Raw genomic sequence first — 16578 nt, 5'->3', positions numbered from 1 at the left:
GGATGACGTCGGCGAGCGACCGAGCACGCACCGTTCGGTCGCGTAGCGCATCGAGAACGGGCAGTTGAACGGGAGGGATAGATGAGCGAGCTGGTGACCCGGCGCGGATCTGGCGAGCCGCTGGTCGGCATCGTTATGGGGTCCGACTCGGACTGGCCGGTGATGTCGGCGGCGGGCGAAGCGCTCGATGCCGTGGAGGTTGCCCACGAGGTGGGCGTGGTCTCGGCGCACCGGATGCCGCAGGCGATGCTGGATTACGGGGCGTCGGTGGCTGGGCGCGGGCTCCGCGTGCTGATCGCGGGTGCTGGCGGCGCGGCGCACCTGCCGGGGATGCTCGCATCCGTGACGTCGTTGCCGGTCATCGGTGTGCCGGTGCCGTTGAAGTATCTGGACGGTCTGGACTCGTTGCTGTCGATCGTGCAAATGCCGGCGGGCGTGCCGGTGGCAACCGTGTCGGTGGGCGGCGCCCGGAATGCCGGTTTGCTGGCCGCGCGGATCGTCGGCGCCGCCGACCCGCAGGTTCAGGCTCGCCTTGACCGGTTCCGGGCCGAGCTCGAGGAGACGGCTCGGGCGAAGGGCGATGCCTTGCGCCACACCCTTACCGAGGGTTGACACGTTTTCTCCGGCCGTAGCACGTCTACAGGCGTGTTACGGCCGGAGAAAACGTACCAAACATGATCATTCAGGGGCAGGTGGGTGGGGTGGGGGTGGTGGGATGTGAGAGATCGGCCCGATATGAGTTAGATTAGGCATGCCTAATACTTCTGACGGCGGAGGAGCAGAGCGTGCCTTCTACTCTCGTGGCCGAACAGGTTCGCGCCAGCTACGACAGTGAACCGGTCCTCACTGGCGTCAGCGTGGATCTCATACCCGGCGGTGTCACCGTACTCGTCGGCCCGAACGGTTCCGGGAAATCGACCCTGCTGCGTACCCTTGCCCGGCTGCACGTGCCGGACACGGGTACGGTGACCGTCGACGGCGTCGACACGTGCGGCCTGCGCGGCCGCGAGCTGGCCCGCCGGTTGGCGTTCCTGCCGCAGAGTTCCCCGATCCCCGCTGGCATCACGGCGCACGAGCTCGTCAGTCACGGCCGGTACGCGCACCGGGGTGCCCTCGGCCGCGCGCGGGACGCGGATCGCGAGGCCGTCGAGTGGGCGCTGCACGTCACGGGGACCTCCGAGTTCGCGGACCGGCACGTCGACGGCCTCTCGGGCGGCGAGCGGCAACGGGTCTGGATCGCGATGGTTCTGGCGCAGCAGACCGGCGTTCTCCTCTTGGACGAGCCGACTACCTACCTCGACCTGCGATACCAGGTGGAGATACTGAGCCTGGTCCGTCGTCTCGCCGACGAACACGGGATCACCGTCGGCCTCGTCTTGCACGACCTCAACCAGGCCGCGGCATACGCGGATCGGATCGTGGTGCTCGCCGGCGGCGCGGTGTACGCCGTCGGCGCCCCGGATTCGGTCCTCACCAACACCACGATCGAAGCAGCATTTGGCCTGTCGGTGCACGTCGTGCCGCACCCGTACACCGGCCGCCCCACGTGCCTGCCCTATGGACACGAGACAGTCGCAAACATCGTCGAAATGGAGTATCAATGATCGCGCTCGGCAAGACCCGGCCGTTCGCCCCCGCCGTCCTGTCCGCCGCGCTGCTGCTGGCCGCGTGCGGGTCATCCGAGGACACGTCCGACGACACCGCCACGACGGAGGACGGCGGCTCCGGCAGCTCCGGGTCGATCTCCGTGGAGACCAACCATGGCCCGGTGGAGCTGGACGAACCGGCGACGACGGTCGTCGCGCTGGAGTGGTCGTTCGCGGAGAACCTGGTGGCGCTGGGAATCCAGCCCGCCGGCGTGGCCGACGTCGAGGGGTATTCGCAGTGGGTGAGCGCCGGACCGGAGCTCGGCGAGGACGTCGTCGACGTCGGTACGCGCCAGGAGCCCAGCCTGGACCAGATCGAGGCTCTGGAACCCGATCTCATCCTGACCGACGACGACCGCTCGGTGGTGAATATCGAGGAGTTGCAGGACATCGCGCCGACCTATTCCTCGGACTTCTACGGCCACGAGGGAGGCCAGCTGCAAGCGATGCGCGACATCTTCCAGGACACGGCCGTGCTCACCGGAACCGAAGACGCCGCAGACGAGATCATGGCCGACTTCGACGCCCGCATGGAGGCATTCGAGAAGGCGCTCGACTCGGCCGATGCCGCCGGTGAACCGTTCCTCCTGGCACAGGGATTCACCTACGAGGGCGCGGCCACCGTGCGCATCTTCGGCAAGCCCACGTTTGCCTCGGAGCTGCTCGAAGCCGCCGGCATGGAGAACGGCTGGCCCGGCGACACCGACGAGTACGGCCTCACCGACACCGACGTCGAGGGACTCACCCAGGCCGATCCCGCGTCGTCGTTGATCTACGTCGCCCAGGAAGACGACAACATCTTCACCGAGGAGCTGGCGGACAACCCGATCTATCAGGGGCTGGAGTTCGTCGAGGAAGACCGTGTGCACCCCATCGACCCCGGCACCTGGCTGTGGGGAGGTCCGGTGACGGCGATCACGGTGTATGACGAGGTCCAGGCCGCGCTCGGGCTCTGAACGTGACACCTTCACGTCCCTCCACCACCGTGGCGGGTTCCGGGGCTCCTGACCGGACACGACAGGACGGCGGCGTGACCCGCGGGCTGGCGACACTCCTGATCGCCCTCGGGCTGTTCACGGGCGTCGTGGTGCTGCACGTCGGCCAGGGCAGCTCCGGGATCACCGGAGCGGATCTGCTGCGGCTGCTGACCGGCTCCGCCGACGAGCACGTCGCCGACATCTTCCTCGGTGCCCGGCTGCCCCGCTTGCTCACCGGTATCGTCGCCGGAGCGGCCCTGGCCGGTTCCGGAGCGCTGGCGCAGGCGGTGACGCGAAATCCCCTGGCTGCCCCGGAGACGCTGGGTGTCAACGCGGGCGGTTACCTCGCCGTGGTGATCGTCGCCGCGCTGGGCGTCAATATGGGCGCGTTCGCCTCGACCGGCCTGGCCACGATGGGCGGGCTGGCGGCCGCCGTCGCGGTCTGGGGCCTGGCCGGCCGCCGGGGCGTCGTCGTGGGCGGGCGCGTCCTCCTCGCCGGTGCGGCCGTGACGATGGCGTTGATGTCGGTGGCGACGCTGTTCCTCGTATGGTTCGAGCGCAGCACACAGGGCCTGTACTTCTGGGGCAACGGCTCCATCGCCGCGATCGATTTCACGCGCGCCATGCAGATGGGGCTGGCCGTCCTCGTCATATGCGGCCTGCTTGTCTTCTTGATCCGCGCGCTCGATCTCCTGGCACTCGGCGACGAGGCGGCGCGTGCCCTCGGTGGAAACGTCACGTCAACCAAGATCGCGGCACTGATCTTCGCGGTCCTCCTCGCCGCCACGGCGGTCACGGTGGCAGGCCCGATCGCGTTCGTCGGGGTCGTGGCCCCGGTGACCGTGCGGATGCTCGGTGTGCACCGGCACGCGTGGCTGTTGCCGTCGGCCATGGTGTTCGGTGCCGGGCTCCTGCTGGCTGCGGACGTCGTCGCACGATCGTTCCTGCGCAGTGCCAGTACCGGCGAGCTTCCCGCCGGTGTCATCACGGCCGTCGTCGGCGCGCCCGTGTTCATCATGCTGGCGCGCCGGATCCGGTTCGGCAACGTCGACGATCAGGCGGCCGTCACCGCGCAGCGCCGGATCCGGCCCGGCGTGGTGGCGGCGGTCGGGCTCGGGCTCCTGGTAGCCGCGCTGGCGACCGGTTTGAAGGCCGGCGACGTGAACGTGACCTGGGCCGACATCGGTGACTGGATCCGCGGCATGGACGTCTCGCTGGTGGATCGGCGATTCGGCCGCCTGGCGGTCGCCGCGGTGGCCGGTGCCTGCCTGGCCGTGGCCGGAGTGGCGGTGCAGGCGGTGGTGCACAACCCCATAGCCGAACCGTCGATCATCGGCGTGACCGGTGGCGCCAGTGTCGGCGCGGTGGCGTCACTCATGCTCGCGCCACAGGCACCGGCGTGGGTCCTGCCGATGTCCGCGCTGGTCGGCGGCGTCGGCGCGATGATCGTCTTGCTGCTGGCGGCGGGCACCCGGACCGGTGACGGGCGACGACGGGGGGACGGACAACGAGGGAACGGGCGGCCCACGCGCCGGTGGGAAGCACCGCTGGCGGGTATCACGCTCGACCCCACACGGGTCGTGCTGGTCGGCATCGGGGTGAGCGCCGTTTCCACGGCCGTCGTCGCCGTCATCGCGATGCAGGCTCAGCTCGCGGTGAACCGGGCGCTGACGTGGCTCGCGGGCAGCACGTACGGTCGCGGGCTGGACGATCTGCGGTGGCTGATCGTGCCAGCTGCGGTTGCCGCCGTGCTGGCCTTGCTCGGGCGGTCGCTGGACCTGTTCGCCTACGGTGACGACCTGCCGCGCGCGCTGGGGCTGAACCTGCACCAGATGCGGCTGGCCGTGCTGCTGTGCGGTGCGATCATGGCGGCGGGCGCCGCGTCGGTGGTGGGCACCGTGGGGTTCGTCGGTCTGGTCGCGCCTCACACGGCGCGGGCTCTGGTCGGGCCGTCGCACCGGCGGCTCGTACCGGTGGCGGCGCTGTTCGGTGCCGTGCTCGTCGTCGCCGCCGACGTCGTCGGGCGTACCGTCATGGCGCCCCGCGAAATTCCGGTGGGCCTGGTCGTCGCCCTGGTCGGCGCGCCCTACCTGGCGTGGCTGTTGCGCCGTTCCGGCCGCCGCCGGGTCTGAGCCCGACCTGCGACGGCACGGCGGCTCACCCCTGAAGGAGCCCGCGGCTCGCGGTGGTGGTCTCGCGGGCGATGTCTGCGGTATCGGCGGTGACGAGCTTGTCGTGCTCGACGACGATACGGCCATTGACCGCCAGCAATGTCAGGGGCGGCCGCGCACCCAGGGCGAGGGTGGCGATCTTGTCGTCGATCGAGGCGTGCTCGAACCCATCCACGTCCCAGACCGCGAGGTCGGCCTGCTTGCCGGATTCGAGGGAGCCGAGCTCGTCGCCGCGACCCAGCACCCGCGCGCCGCCCATCGTCGCGAGCCGCAGCGCCTGCCGCGCCGTCAACGCCTCGGGACCGCGACGTGCCCGGGCGAACAGGAGGGCGGCGCGTACCTCGGAGATGGCGCCGCCGCTCTCGTTGGAGGCCGCGCCGTCGACACCGAGCCCGACGGGCACCCCCGCCTCCAGCATTTCCGGGACGGGGGCGATGCCGGCACCGAGGCGACCGTTCGACGACGGGCAATGGGCCACTCCGGTGCCGGATTCGGCGAACCTCGCGATGTCGGTGTGCTCCACGTGCACGCAGTGGGCCAGCCATACGTCACTGCCGAGCCACCCGAGATCATCGAGGTACTCCACCGGCCGCACACCGAACTGCTCCAGGCAGTAGTGATCCTCATCGACGGTCTCCGAGCCGTGCGTGTGCAGCCGGACCCCGTGGCTGCGGGCGAGGGACGCCGACTCGCGCAGCAGATCGGTGGTGACGGAGAACGGCGAGCACGGCGCGATCCCGATGCGCACCATGGCGCCGGGTGACGGGTCGTGGTGCGTCTCGATGGCCCGCACGCTGGCGTCGAGGATGGTGTCGAGGTCTTCCACGGCATAGTCGGGTGGCAAACCACCTGCGGATTCGCCCAGGTCCATGGATCCTCGCGTGGCGTGCAACCGCACCCCGAGTTCCCGCCCGGCGCGGATAGTGGCGCCCAGCACGTCGCCACCCTCGCGCGGGAAGACGTAGTGGTGATCCGACGTGGTCGTGCACCCGGACAGCAGCAGTGCCGCGATCGACCCGCGGGCCGCGACGTAGACGGAGTCCTCGTCGATGCGTGACCAGAGCGGGTAGAGGGTCACCAGCCAGTCGAACAGGGTCGAGTCCTGGGCGAGCCCTCTGGTCAGCCACTGGTAGAAGTGATGGTGCGTGTTGATCAAGCCGGGCGTCACGAGGCGGCCCGTGCCGTCCACCCGGCGCGTGGGAACATCGTCGGCGTGGATCGGAGCCGGACCCTCGCCGACGGCGACGATCGTGTCGTCTTCGACCACCAGGTGGCCGCGGTCGATCTCGGTGTCGTTGGCGTCGACGGTGGCGATCGTGGCGTTGTCGACGACAAGGCGCTCCTGCATGGCGTCCACTGTGCCACGACTACGAGCCGGGCCGCGCGACCTTCAAGGCCAGGAAGACGTCGACGCGGTTTTCCAGACGCGACAGGTCGCGCCCGGTGAGCTCGGCGATCCGTTGCAGGCGGTAGCGGACGGTGTTGACATGGACGTGCAGCCGCCGCGCGCAGCTGCTCCACGATCCGTCGGCGTCGAGAAAGGCCTCCAGTGTCGGTATCAGCTCCCCGCCGTGATGCTCGTCGTAGTCGAAGACGGGCTGCAGGATGCGGGTGGCGAACGTGCGCCGCAGGCTGTCCGGCAGGGCGGCGAGCAGCGCGGCGTGCGAAGCCACGTCGTCGAGGGAGACGACGCTGACCCGTGCCGGCCACGTCGCCGCGACGTTTGTGGCGTGGTGGGCTCCGTCGAGAGCGCCGGAGAGCGTTTCGAAGTCGGCGGCGGTACAGACGCCCACGAGCAGCCGCTCGCGATCGAACGCCGGCGCCAGCCGTTCCAGCGCCGTGCGGAGCGTGCCGGTGGCTGCCGGGTGACCGGTCGCGATGGCGATCGCCCGGTCGCCGCGGATGCCGCTGATCGGATGGTCCGTCACGTGCAACATGGCATCGTCCAGTGCGGCGCGTGCCGATCCGTGGGCCGCTGTACGTGCGGGCGTGCCTGCTGGCGCGGCGATCGCGACGACGAACGGCCCGGCGGGATCGATACCCAGATCGGCCATGCGCACGGTCAGCTCGGCACCGGAGGTGTGGCCCTCGGCCAGCGCGGCGAGCACGTCGTCGGCGATGCGCTGCTGGGATCGGCGGCGCTCCTCCCACCGGTGCCGTTCGAGCAGGATCACCGAGGCGAGTTCACGCAGGCTGGCATGCACATCCTCCGGCCAGTGCTCGTGCTCGCCGGTGCAGACGAGGAACCAGGAGGCGACGCGCGCGTCGATGCGCGGCTCGACGGGGAAGATCGAGGTGGAGCTTCCGTCGGAGAGCGAGACCGTGACCGGAAGGCGGCCGGCCGTGAGGAAGGTGCGGGTGAGCCGGTCGACGTCGGCCGCCGGCATGTCACCGGTGTGTCCCGGGGTATCCGGTCGAGCGGACCGCTGGGCGGGCATGCCCGTGCTCGCCGGGGCGGGTGCGCCGGGAGCGGCAGCGACGAGCCGCCCGGTGGGGGTGCGCACGTGGCAGCCCACGCCGAGCTCGTCGCGGGCCAGGGCGAGCAGCTCGTCGAGGGAATGGCCTTCGGCGACGGCGGACAGGAGCTGGCGCTGCCGCCCCAGGGCGGTGGCCAGCGCGCGCCGCTGCTCGGCCTCGCGAGCGGTCGAGACGCGGTCGCTGATCTGGCCGAACGACACCTCGACGGGAACGCGGAACAGCGTGACGCCGTGGTGCCGGCACGCGGCGGCGACGTCGTCGGGGACCTCACCCAGCGCGGCCTCGCCGGCCGCGATGGCGATCGCGCCGCTGTCGACGACGGCACTCACGAACGCGTCGCTGTCTGCCGGTGTGCGGCGCCACATCAACCCGGTGAGCACGAGATCGCCAGGACGTACGTAGTGGCGGGGATCGCGGAGGTCGGTGGTGAACGCCGACGTGACCGGCTGGTCGAGCGCTTCGGTCCCGTGCAGCAGCGTCAGCCCCAGCCCGGGATCGTCGAGGAGCTCGCGCAGGATCATCGGTGAGGTCCCTTCACCCGTTTAGAGGATCCTACAACCCGTCCGCCTCCACACCCTCCCAGTTTTGTGTCCGATGCCGTTGGCCTGCCCGCCCGTTCCGCGATGTACTGCTTGGATACGACGAGGGGGCGCGATGGAGTTCCTGCGACCACGCACCTGGAACGAGGCGGTGGCGGTGAAGGCCGCGCACCCCGAGGCGCTTGCCCTCGCAGGGGGCACCGACGTGATGGTCGAGCTCAACTTCGACCGCACGCGCCCGGCGTCGTTGCTGGACTTGACCGGCGTCGACGATCTCGCGCACTGGGCGCTGGATGGCGACGTGCTCCGGCTGGGCGCCGGCGTCACCTACAGCAGGGTCGTCGACGAGCTGGGCTTCGCCCTTCCCGGGCTGGCCACGGCGTCCCGGACGGTGGGATCGCCCCAGATACGCAACCGCGGCACCATTGCCGGCAACCTCGGCTCGGCTTCCCCGGCAGGGGACGCGCACCCGGCGTTGCTGGCGGCGGGGGCGGAGGTCGAAGTGGAGTCGGTCCGCGGTGTGCGGCACGTCCCGGTGGCGGAATTCTTCGCCGGTCCGAAACGCCATGTCCTCGAACCAGACGAACTGATCAAGGCGATTCTGGTGCGCCCGGCGTCCGGACCGCAGGAGTTCGCGAAGATCGGCACGCGCAACGCGATGGTGATCGCGGTCTGCTCGTTCGGGCTCGCCCTGCACCCGCATGCACGTCGCGTGGGTACCGGCATCGGTTCCGCGGCCGCGACTCCACGCCGCGCCCTGGACGCCGAACGGTTCGTGTCGGAGGAGCTCGACTGGCAGGGGCGCGGCCCGCTGCCCGACGGCGTCGCCCGCCGGTTCGGCGAGCTGGTCGCGCACGCGGCGGAACCGATCGACGACGGGCGCGGTACCGCCCGCTACCGCGTCCATGCGCTGGCGGTGATGGCTCGCCGCACCCTCGGGTGGGCGTGGGCTGCCTATCGGAAGGGGTGAGGCAGGGATGCGGGTCAGCGTGACGGTGAACGGGACGCAGCGGCAGGTCGACGACGTGTGGGAGGGCGAGAGCCTGCTGTACGTGCTGCGCGAGCGGATGGGACTGCCCGGTTCGAAGAACGCCTGTGAACAGGGCGAATGTGGATCGTGCACGGTGTACCTGGATGGCGTGTCGGTGTGCGCGTGCCTGGTGGCGGCCGGGCAGGCCGCGGGGCGCGACGTGCGCACCGTCGAGGGGCTCGCCGCCGACGACGGGGCACACGCGCTGCGCGAGGCATTCGTGGAGGCCGGAGCGGTGCAGTGCGGGTTCTGTACGCCCGGACTGATCGTCGCGGCACACGACCTGCTCGAACGCGTGCCGCGACCGGACGACGCCGAGATCCGCGAGGCGCTGGCCGGCAATCTCTGCCGGTGCACGGGGTACGAGCAGATCCTCGACGCGGTACGCCGGGCCGCGGAACGGACGGTGGGTTGAGCCATGCCCGCACCATCGACCTCTCCCGCCCCTCCCGCGGCCGGTACCTCTACCCGGGTCACCGGTGGTGTGGGCGAAAGCGCGCGCCGCCCCGACGGAGCGCTCAAGGTCACCGGCGAGTTCGCGTACTCGAGTGACCTGTGGGCCGACGACATGCTCTGGGGGGCGACGCTGCGCAGCCCGCATCCGCACGCCCGGCTGACCGGGCTCGACATCGGCCCGGCGGTAGCGATGCCGGGCGTCTACGCGGTGCTGACGCACGACGACGTTCCCGGCCGCACGGTCTACGGTCTGGAGCGTGCCGATCAGCCGGTCCTGTGCGACGGCATCGCCCGGTACCACGGGGAACCCGTCGCCATCGTCGCTGCGGATCATCCCGAAACCGCACGGCGGGCCGCGTCCCGGATCGTCGCCGAGTACGACGTTCTCGAACCGCTCACCGACCCGCGTCGCGCGATCGATCCGGCGTCGGCGCCTCGCGTGCACCCCACCGGCAACGTGGTTCGCCACCTCGCCGTGCGCAAGGGAGATTTCGAGACCGGGCTGGACGTTGCGGCCGAAGTGACGGTCACCGGCGAGTACGAGGTGGGCATGCAGGACCAGGCGTTCCTTGGTCCGGAGTCGGGGCTCGCCGTGCCGGCCGAGGACGGCGGCGTGGACCTGTTCGTCGCCACCCAGTGGCTGCACGTCGATCGCGACCAGGTGGCGGCGTGCCTGGGGATGCCGCCGGAGCGGGTGCGGCTGACCCTGGGAGGCGTCGGTGGCGCGTTCGGTGCCCGCGAGGACCTGTCCATGCAGATCCACGCGTGCATGCTGGCCCTGCACACCGGCCGGCCGGTCAAGATGGTGTACTCGCGCGAGGAGTCGTTCTTCGGCCACGTGCACCGGCACCCGGCCGTGCTGAGATACGAGCACGGTGCCAGCCGCGACGGGCTCCTGCGCTACGTCAAGGCCGAGATCGTCCTCGACGGCGGCGCGTACATGTCGAGCACCCCGGCAGTCGTCGCCAACGCCGCCACCCTCGGCGTCGGCCCCTACGACGTCCCGCACGTGAGCGTCGACTGCTGGGGCGTGTACACGAACAACCCGCCGTGCGGGGCGATGCGCGGCTTCGGCGCGGTACAGGCCGCGTTCGGGTACGAGTCGCAGATGGACCGCATGGCCGCCGAACTCGGTCTCGACCCCGTGGAGTTCCGCATCCGCAACGCGATGAGCGAGGGCTCGACGATGCCGACCGGGCAGGCAGTGGACTCGCCGGCCCCCGTGGCGGAACTGCTGAAGCGGGTCAGCTCCGTGCCCTTGCCACCGAGGGAACGCGGCGACGACGGGTACGACCTGCGCGAGCTACCCGGGGGTGTGTCGAACACGACGCACGGCGAGGGCGTCGTGCGTGGTGTCGGCTACGGGGTCGGAATCAAGAACGTCTGCTTCTCGGAGGGCTTCGACGACTACTCGACCGCCCGTGTGCGGCTGGAAACGGTGGACGGCCGGCCCGTAGCCAGCGTGCACACGGCAGCCGCCGAGGTGGGCCAGGGCTTGGTCACGTTGCTCGTCCAGATCGCGCGCACCGAGCTGGGCATCGACGAGGTCACGATCTTGCCGGCCGACACCGAGGTCGGCAGCGCGGGATCGACGTCGGCGTCGCGGCAGTCCTACGTCACGGGTGGCGCGGTGAGGGCCGCCTGTGAGGCGATCCGCGAGCGCGTCCCGGATCCGGCGTCGCTGCCGGACGGGGAGGTGGTCGAGGAGACCGTCGAGTGGCGGCACCGCCCGACGTCGCCGCTGAACGAGCACGGCCAGGGCAACGCCCACGTGCAATACGCGTTCGCCGCCCACCGTGCCGTCGTCGACGTCGACACCGAACTGGGATTGGTGAAGGTGGTGGAGCTCGCCACGGCACAAGACGTGGGCAAGGCGATGAACCCGGACGCCGTCGTTGGCCAGATCAACGGTGGCAGCGCGCAGGGACTCGGCCTGGCGTTGATGGAAGAGGTGCAAGTGAGCGGTGGGCGGATTGGCAATCCGTCGTTCACCGACTACCTGATCCCCACCATCCTCGACATGCCGCCCACGCGAGTGGACATCCTGGAGCTCGCCGATCCGGAAGCTCCCTACGGGCTGCGCGGTGTCGGCGAACCACCCGCCATCTCGTCGACGCCGGCCATCGTCGCCGCCGTACGCGCGGCCACCGGCGCCGCGCTCACCCGGATCCCGATCCGGCCCGAGCACATCCTCGATCTGTCGGGAGTGTCGGAGGGAGAACGCACATGACGGCCCGGCTGGACGCCGACGTGCAGGGCGAGCTGGACAGCATGCTGGGCACGTCCGGCGGTTCCGGCACGCCCACCGAGGCTGCGACGGCGATGCGGCAACCGGTGCACACCGTATACGTACCGGCCGACCGCTACGAAGCGGAGCTACCCCGCTCGTGGGGCACGCGGGCGGCCGAAACGCTGGCCACCTACGCGCCGGACGCGGCGTCGCTGGCGCACGCGACCGGGATGAGCGACGAAGCCGTCGCCGAGGTCTTGCCGCTGATGGGGCGCAAGCTGGCCACCGAGCCGATCGAGGATCTGCGGGTGGACTTCGAGGACGGGCTCGCGCCGCTGCCCGATGCCGACGAGGACGCCCTGGCACGACATGCCGGCCAGGAGCTGGCCCGTGCCGTGACGTCCGGAATCTGCCCGCCGTTCGCCGGGATCCGGTTCGCGTCCCTGGAGCCGGCGACGCGGCGCCGGGGCGTCCGCACGCTCGACCTTTTCCTGGGCGCTGTCGTGGAGACCGGTGCGGTGCCCGAGGGACTCGTGGTCACGCTGCCGAAGGTGACCTCGGTGGCGCAGGTCGAGGCGATGGACCACCTGTGCGGCCGGCTGGAAACCGCGCACGGCCTGCCCGCCGGAAGGCTGCGCTTCGAGGTCCAGGTGGAGATGCCACAGGCGATCCTCGGTGCGGACGGCACGGCGACGGTAGCGCGGATGGTGCACGCCGCATCGAGGAGGCTGACCGGCCTGCACTATGGCACCTACGACTACAGCGCCGCCTGCGGCATCGCGGCCGAACACCAGAGCCTGGAGCACCCGGCGGCCGATCACGCGAAGGCCGTCATGCAGCTGGCGGTCGCGGGAACCGGTGTGCGGATCTCGGATGGCTCCACCAACGTGCTCCCGGTGGGGGACGGGGCGACGGTGTGCTCGGCGTGGGAGCTACACGCGCGTCTGGTGCGGCGCGCCCTCCAACGGGGTTTCTATCAGGGGTGGGACCTGCACCCGGCGCAGCTGCCGACGCGGTTCCTGGCGACGTACGCGTTCTTCCGGGCCACCGCGCCGTCGGCGGTCGCGCGCCTGCGCGCGTATCGGCAGGGCAGAGAAGGTAGACGCGGTGGAGGCGATGGCGACGGCCGCGATGGCGACGGCCGCGGAAGCGGCGGGAGCGCCGGATGCGGCGGGAGCTCCGGGAGCGGCGCGGATGCGGTGCCCGCGGAGCCCGCAGAACCTGCGGTGATAGACGAACCAGCCACAGCCCGGGCACTGGCGGGTTACCTCCTACGGGGCGTCGACTGCGGCGCGCTGACCGAAGACGACGTGGGCGTGCCACGCGGCGACTTGCTGGACATCGCGACGGGAACGGGAATGCTGCGATGAGCTGGCGGGAGTTGCCCGACCTTGCCGTGCGACATCGCGGCGGGAGCGTGCTCGCGGCCAACGACGAGACGTTCGGCGAGAAGGAGAACCTCCTCACGCCGGATCCCCCACGGTTTCAGCCCTACACGTTCGGGCACCGGGGCCAGATCGTCGACGGCTGGGAAACGCGCCGCCGTCGTGAACCCGGCCACGATTGGGCGCTGGTGCGGCTCGGGCTGCCCGGCCTGGTGCGTGGTGTGGTCGTCGACACGTCGTGGTTCACCGGCAACTACCCGCAGGAATGCTCGGTAGAGGCGGCGTGCGTGGACATGCTCGGAACCCCTCCCGGCGCGGAGGAGCTGGGCGCAGCGGAACTGGACGCGGTGGAGCGCCGGGCGCGCCAGCCCGGGGCCGTGGAGTGGACCGAGATCGTCCCGCGCACCGCTCTGGAAGGAAACACCGAGAACGAGTTCGGCGTCCAGCACGAGCACCTGGTCACGCACCTGCGGTTGCGGCAGTACCCCGACGGCGGCATCGCGCGGCTGCGGGTGCACGGCGAGCCGGTCGGCGATCCACGCTGGGTGGCCGGCCGGGTCTTCGACCTGGCGGCGCTGGAGCACGGTGCTCGCATCGCCGACTGCAGCAACCGGTTCTACTCCACACCGGACAACCTTCTCGCGGCGGGTCCGGCACGGGTGATGGGCGAGGGTTGGGAGACCTCGCGCCGCCGGGATGCGGACCACGACTGGGTGGTCGTCGATCTCGCCGCAACGGGAACGGTGCGCCAGGTGGAGATCGACACCTCGTGCTTCATCGGCAACGCTCCCGGTGAGGTGGAACTCACCGGGATGGGCGCGGAGCGGGTCGAGCTGCTGCCACGTGCCGAGCTGCGTCCGGATACGGTGCACCGGTTCCTGCTCGCGAGCGACGTCGCGGTGGAGCGGCTGCGCTTGGACATCTATCCCGACGGGGGCTTGGCACGGCTGCGTGCTTCCGGTGAACCGAGCCCCACCGGGCGGGCAGCCTTCTTCCTTCGCTGGTACAACCGCTTGCCGTCGCAGGTCGCGGTGGCCGCTTTGACGGGATGGGGTGGAGCGGACGAGACATGGGCGCGGGCTGTCGCCGACGGCCGGCCCTACGACGTGCCAGATCTGGCAGAACGGGTGCGGGTGTTCCCGGGGTTGGCGCCCGATCCGGCGGCCTGGCAGGCGCTCACCGGCCTCCCGTGGGCGCATCGATGAAGGCTTGATCCGTCGACGCGGCCGCGTTGTCGGACCGGGACGCTAGCGTTTCGGACATGGCTCTTTCCATCGATGAACGCGAACGGTTTCTCGCCCAGCCCCACGTCGCCGCGCTCTCCGTGGCGGCCGGAGCGGACCGCGGTCCACTGACGGTGCCGATCTGGTACCAGTATTCGCCCGGCGGCGAGGCTTGGATCCTCACCCAGAGCACAGGGAGGAAGACCGGGCTCATCGAGGCTGCCGGTCGCTTCTCGCTGATGGTCCAGCGGGTCGAACCGACGGTGCGCTACGTATCCGTCGAGGGTCCGGTCACCCGGACCGTGCCCATGACCGACGCGTTGCTGGCCGAGCTTGCCCACCGCTATCTGCCGGAGGAGAAAGCAGGTCCCTTCATGGAGATATCGAAGTCCGAACACGGGGACCAGGTCGTGATCTTCATGCGTCCAGAACGCTGGTTCTCGTCTGACCTGGGCGCCTTCTGATGAGCATCTTCATCGACGGCCCACCTCGCTGAACCCTGGTCGTGTCGCTGAGCTTGGTGGTGCGGTGCACGTCACGAGCAGCGCTCGGCGAGGTGTGGTGATCAAATAGTCGTGCTTGTCAGGCCGAGCTCGTGCAGAGATGCGAGCGCGAAGCGCGCCAGGCCGGTCGGAGCCAGCACCCCGTGGAAGAGGGCGAGGGCGTCGGCGCGTTCGTCGTCGGTATATCGCTCCGCGTCGATGGTCTGCTCCGCGGTCTCGGCGAGATCCTCGAGCGCGCGGGTGCACTGGTAATAGGCCAGGCGAGCAGGGTCGATCTCGGCAGCACCGTAGCCGTCAAAAAACCACGACCGTTCGTGCTCGCTTACGGGCGCGAACGGCAGTACTCCACCGCCAACGACGAACATGAGGTCGCGTTCTGCCGGCGCGATGACGGCGTCGTCCCAGTCGATGAGCCACGTGCCGGCGTGCTGGTCGATCAGAACGTTCCCCAGGTGGGCGTCGCCGTGGCAGATGACGCGGGGTGCCGGCGTGCCGCGGAGCGTCTCGCCTAGCTGATCGGCGTGGTCGAGAAGCGTCATGATGAGGTCTGCGGCATCGTGCCACGCACCGGCTAGCGAATGCGTGAGATGATCATCAGAGGTTGGCGGTTCCATCGCCTCGTGGTCGGGCGTGTTCAGCCGGCGGTGCAGGCCGCGCACGGCAGTGCTCCAGCGGTCGTGGGTGTAGTCCTCGTGCGGCAGGAGCTCGGCGACGGCATCGGTCACCGGCGTACGGTGCACCTCGGACAGCAACTCGCCGTACGATCCCCAGTGTGCTGCGGTCATCTCGGTGTCCAGCGCCCCGACGTCGGATACCCACGGCACCACGGACAGCCGGCGGCCGGCGCGGCTGCTCCACAGCCCTTCCGCGAGGGTCGGCACTGGTGCGGCGACACCGGAAACGCCGTATCGGGCGAGGTGAGCCGACAGCAGCAGACCGGTCGGTGTCCGGCCGCCGCTCCACTTGACCGCGTACTTCTCGCCGTCGGGGGCGCTGCCACACCACGTCTGGGCGGCGAGGTCGGCACCCGCTCCTACCAGGTCGAGGTTCTCCAGCTCGATGCCGAAATCTTCGTGCACCCACGCGCGCACACGTTCGTGATCGGACACGGCGGGAATCGTAGGCAGGTGCTCCGCACCCAAACCATCGATTTTCCCGATCGGCTGCGCGCGCTCCGAGTGTCATCCGATGGTCCGGTTCACATCCTGTTGATACTCGGTTGCCTTGTGCGCCCGGATCAGGAACCGGTGGCTCGTGACGGCGAAACCTCCGGATCTGCGGATATGGGTATCGATGTCACGCAGGCGCGCGTCAAACATGTCGATGTCGAATCCCGGCACCTGCCAGGGGACGGCGCGTAGCTGGTACACGACCGCGCCGACGTCGCGGTATCGGGTGACGGGAAACTCCTCGTACGCGATGTCGACCACGAACCCGGCCGATTCGAACGCGGCGACGGTGGACCGAAGGGTGTGGGCCTCCAGGTCGATGGCAGGCGATACTCCGAGCGCCTCGTTGAACTCGATGTCGTTGCGGCTGCCGACCTGCTGGGTGAGAAGGACACCGCCCGGCGCGAGGACGCGCACGATCTCACTCGCATTGAGTCCCCCGTGCCGGTTCAGGACGAGATCGATGTCGTCGTCGGCCACGGGGAGTGCCGTGGCAGTTCCCGGCCGGACGTCTACCGGTAGCCCTGCCAGCCGTTGTCGGGCTCGGGGCACGTTCGGCGGATACGGCTCCGTGGCGATCGTGTTCGGCGGCGCCGAGTGCCCCGTGAGCAGATCTGCCAGCATCTCGCCGCCACCCGTGTCGATGTCCAACACGGACGTGGCGCGGCGCACGGCATCGCGGGCCAGGTCAGCATAGTTCCAGGACAGGCCGCCGCTGTCGGCGCGCCCGGCGAGCACCTGTCTCCACTTGTTGGGTCTGCGGAACGTCTA

General features: G+C 70.2%; 14 protein-coding genes. 10 read left to right on the top strand and 4 right to left on the bottom strand.

All coding sequences use genetic code 11. The features are described from left to right. Nucleotides 1–81: 81 nt before the first annotated feature. The 4 genes from purE to DPM12_RS02250 all read left to right on the top strand — a co-directional run bounded on the left by purE (nt 82) and on the right by DPM12_RS02250 (nt 4755). Nucleotides 82–612 (top strand): 5-(carboxyamino)imidazole ribonucleotide mutase, encoded by a 531-nt coding sequence (gene purE / locus DPM12_RS02265; protein WP_112256603.1) that lies wholly within the window; start codon nt 82–84, stop codon nt 610–612. A 173-nt stretch (nt 613–785) separates the two neighbouring features. After that, on the top strand, nt 786–1604 hold the full coding sequence (locus DPM12_RS02260) for an ABC transporter ATP-binding protein (protein WP_170313656.1): 819 nt from the start codon (nt 786–788) through the stop codon (nt 1602–1604). Beyond that, nucleotides 1601–2602, top strand: coding sequence for an ABC transporter substrate-binding protein (locus DPM12_RS02255; protein WP_112256601.1), 1002 nt, complete (start codon nt 1601–1603; stop codon nt 2600–2602). The genes DPM12_RS02260 and DPM12_RS02255 overlap by 4 nt, the downstream gene beginning before the upstream one ends. A gap of 74 nt (nt 2603–2676) precedes the next feature. After that, the gene (locus tag DPM12_RS02250) at nt 2677–4755 is read left to right on the top strand and encodes an iron ABC transporter permease (RefSeq protein WP_123788343.1); all 2079 of its coding nucleotides are present in this window, start codon (nt 2677–2679) and stop codon (nt 4753–4755) included. 25 nt (nt 4756–4780) lie between these two features. Here the strand turns inward: DPM12_RS02250 and DPM12_RS02245 are convergent, their stop codons facing one another. Together DPM12_RS02245 and DPM12_RS02240 are read right to left on the bottom strand one after the other, a co-directional pair. Continuing rightward, entirely contained in the window at nt 4781–6142 is a 1362-nt protein-coding gene (locus DPM12_RS02245; protein ID WP_112256706.1) for an 8-oxoguanine deaminase, read from the bottom strand. A 19-nt stretch (nt 6143–6161) separates the two neighbouring features. Continuing rightward, nucleotides 6162–7793 carry a PucR family transcriptional regulator gene (locus DPM12_RS02240; protein ID WP_112256599.1) on the bottom strand — a complete coding sequence of 544 codons (1632 nt, stop codon included), beginning with the start codon at nt 7791–7793 and terminating at the stop codon, nt 6162–6164. Nucleotides 7794–7926: 133 nt separating this feature from the next. On the opposite strand from DPM12_RS02240, the gene DPM12_RS02235 reads away from it, so the two are divergent. Genes DPM12_RS02235 through DPM12_RS02210 form a run of 6 tightly spaced genes read left to right on the top strand, consistent with a single transcriptional unit; the run spans nt 7927 to nt 14599 of the window. Beyond that, the gene (locus DPM12_RS02235) at nt 7927–8781 is read left to right on the top strand and encodes an FAD binding domain-containing protein (protein WP_112256598.1); all 855 of its coding nucleotides are present in this window, start codon (nt 7927–7929) and stop codon (nt 8779–8781) included. A 7-nt stretch (nt 8782–8788) separates the two neighbouring features. Beyond that, nucleotides 8789–9256 (top strand): (2Fe-2S)-binding protein, encoded by a 468-nt coding sequence (locus DPM12_RS02230; RefSeq protein ID WP_112256597.1) that lies wholly within the window; start codon nt 8789–8791, stop codon nt 9254–9256. 3 nt (nt 9257–9259) lie between these two features. Further along, nucleotides 9260–11527: a xanthine dehydrogenase family protein molybdopterin-binding subunit gene (locus tag DPM12_RS02225; RefSeq protein WP_112256596.1), complete on the top strand. Its 2268-nt coding sequence runs from the start codon at nt 9260–9262 to the stop codon at nt 11525–11527. Beyond that, nucleotides 11524–12897 (top strand): DUF6986 family protein, encoded by a 1374-nt coding sequence (locus DPM12_RS02220; RefSeq protein ID WP_112256595.1) that lies wholly within the window; start codon nt 11524–11526, stop codon nt 12895–12897. The genes DPM12_RS02225 and DPM12_RS02220 overlap by 4 nt, the downstream gene beginning before the upstream one ends. Continuing rightward, nucleotides 12894–14117, top strand: coding sequence for an allantoicase (gene alc, locus DPM12_RS02215; RefSeq protein ID WP_112256594.1), 1224 nt, complete (start codon nt 12894–12896; stop codon nt 14115–14117). Before DPM12_RS02220 ends, alc begins: the two co-directional genes overlap by 4 nt. A gap of 56 nt (nt 14118–14173) precedes the next feature. Continuing rightward, nucleotides 14174–14599: a pyridoxamine 5'-phosphate oxidase family protein gene (locus tag DPM12_RS02210; protein ID WP_112256593.1), complete on the top strand. Its 426-nt coding sequence runs from the start codon at nt 14174–14176 to the stop codon at nt 14597–14599. A gap of 101 nt (nt 14600–14700) precedes the next feature. Here the strand turns inward: DPM12_RS02210 and DPM12_RS02205 are convergent, their stop codons facing one another. Next, nucleotides 14701–15747: a phosphotransferase gene (locus DPM12_RS02205; RefSeq protein ID WP_211658239.1), complete on the bottom strand. Its 1047-nt coding sequence runs from the start codon at nt 15745–15747 to the stop codon at nt 14701–14703. 72 nt (nt 15748–15819) lie between these two features. Then, the gene (locus tag DPM12_RS02200; protein WP_112256592.1) at nt 15820–16545 is read right to left on the bottom strand and encodes a class I SAM-dependent methyltransferase; all 726 of its coding nucleotides are present in this window, start codon (nt 16543–16545) and stop codon (nt 15820–15822) included. Nucleotides 16546–16578 lie beyond the last annotated feature (33 nt).

It is taken from the genome of Phytoactinopolyspora halophila (assembly GCF_003287285.1).
Taxonomy (GTDB): Bacteria; Actinomycetota; Actinomycetes; order Jiangellales; family Jiangellaceae; genus Phytoactinopolyspora_A; species Phytoactinopolyspora_A halophila.
The sequence above is the reverse complement of the archived record's forward strand: the minus strand, read 5'-3'. Positions and strand labels throughout refer to the sequence as shown.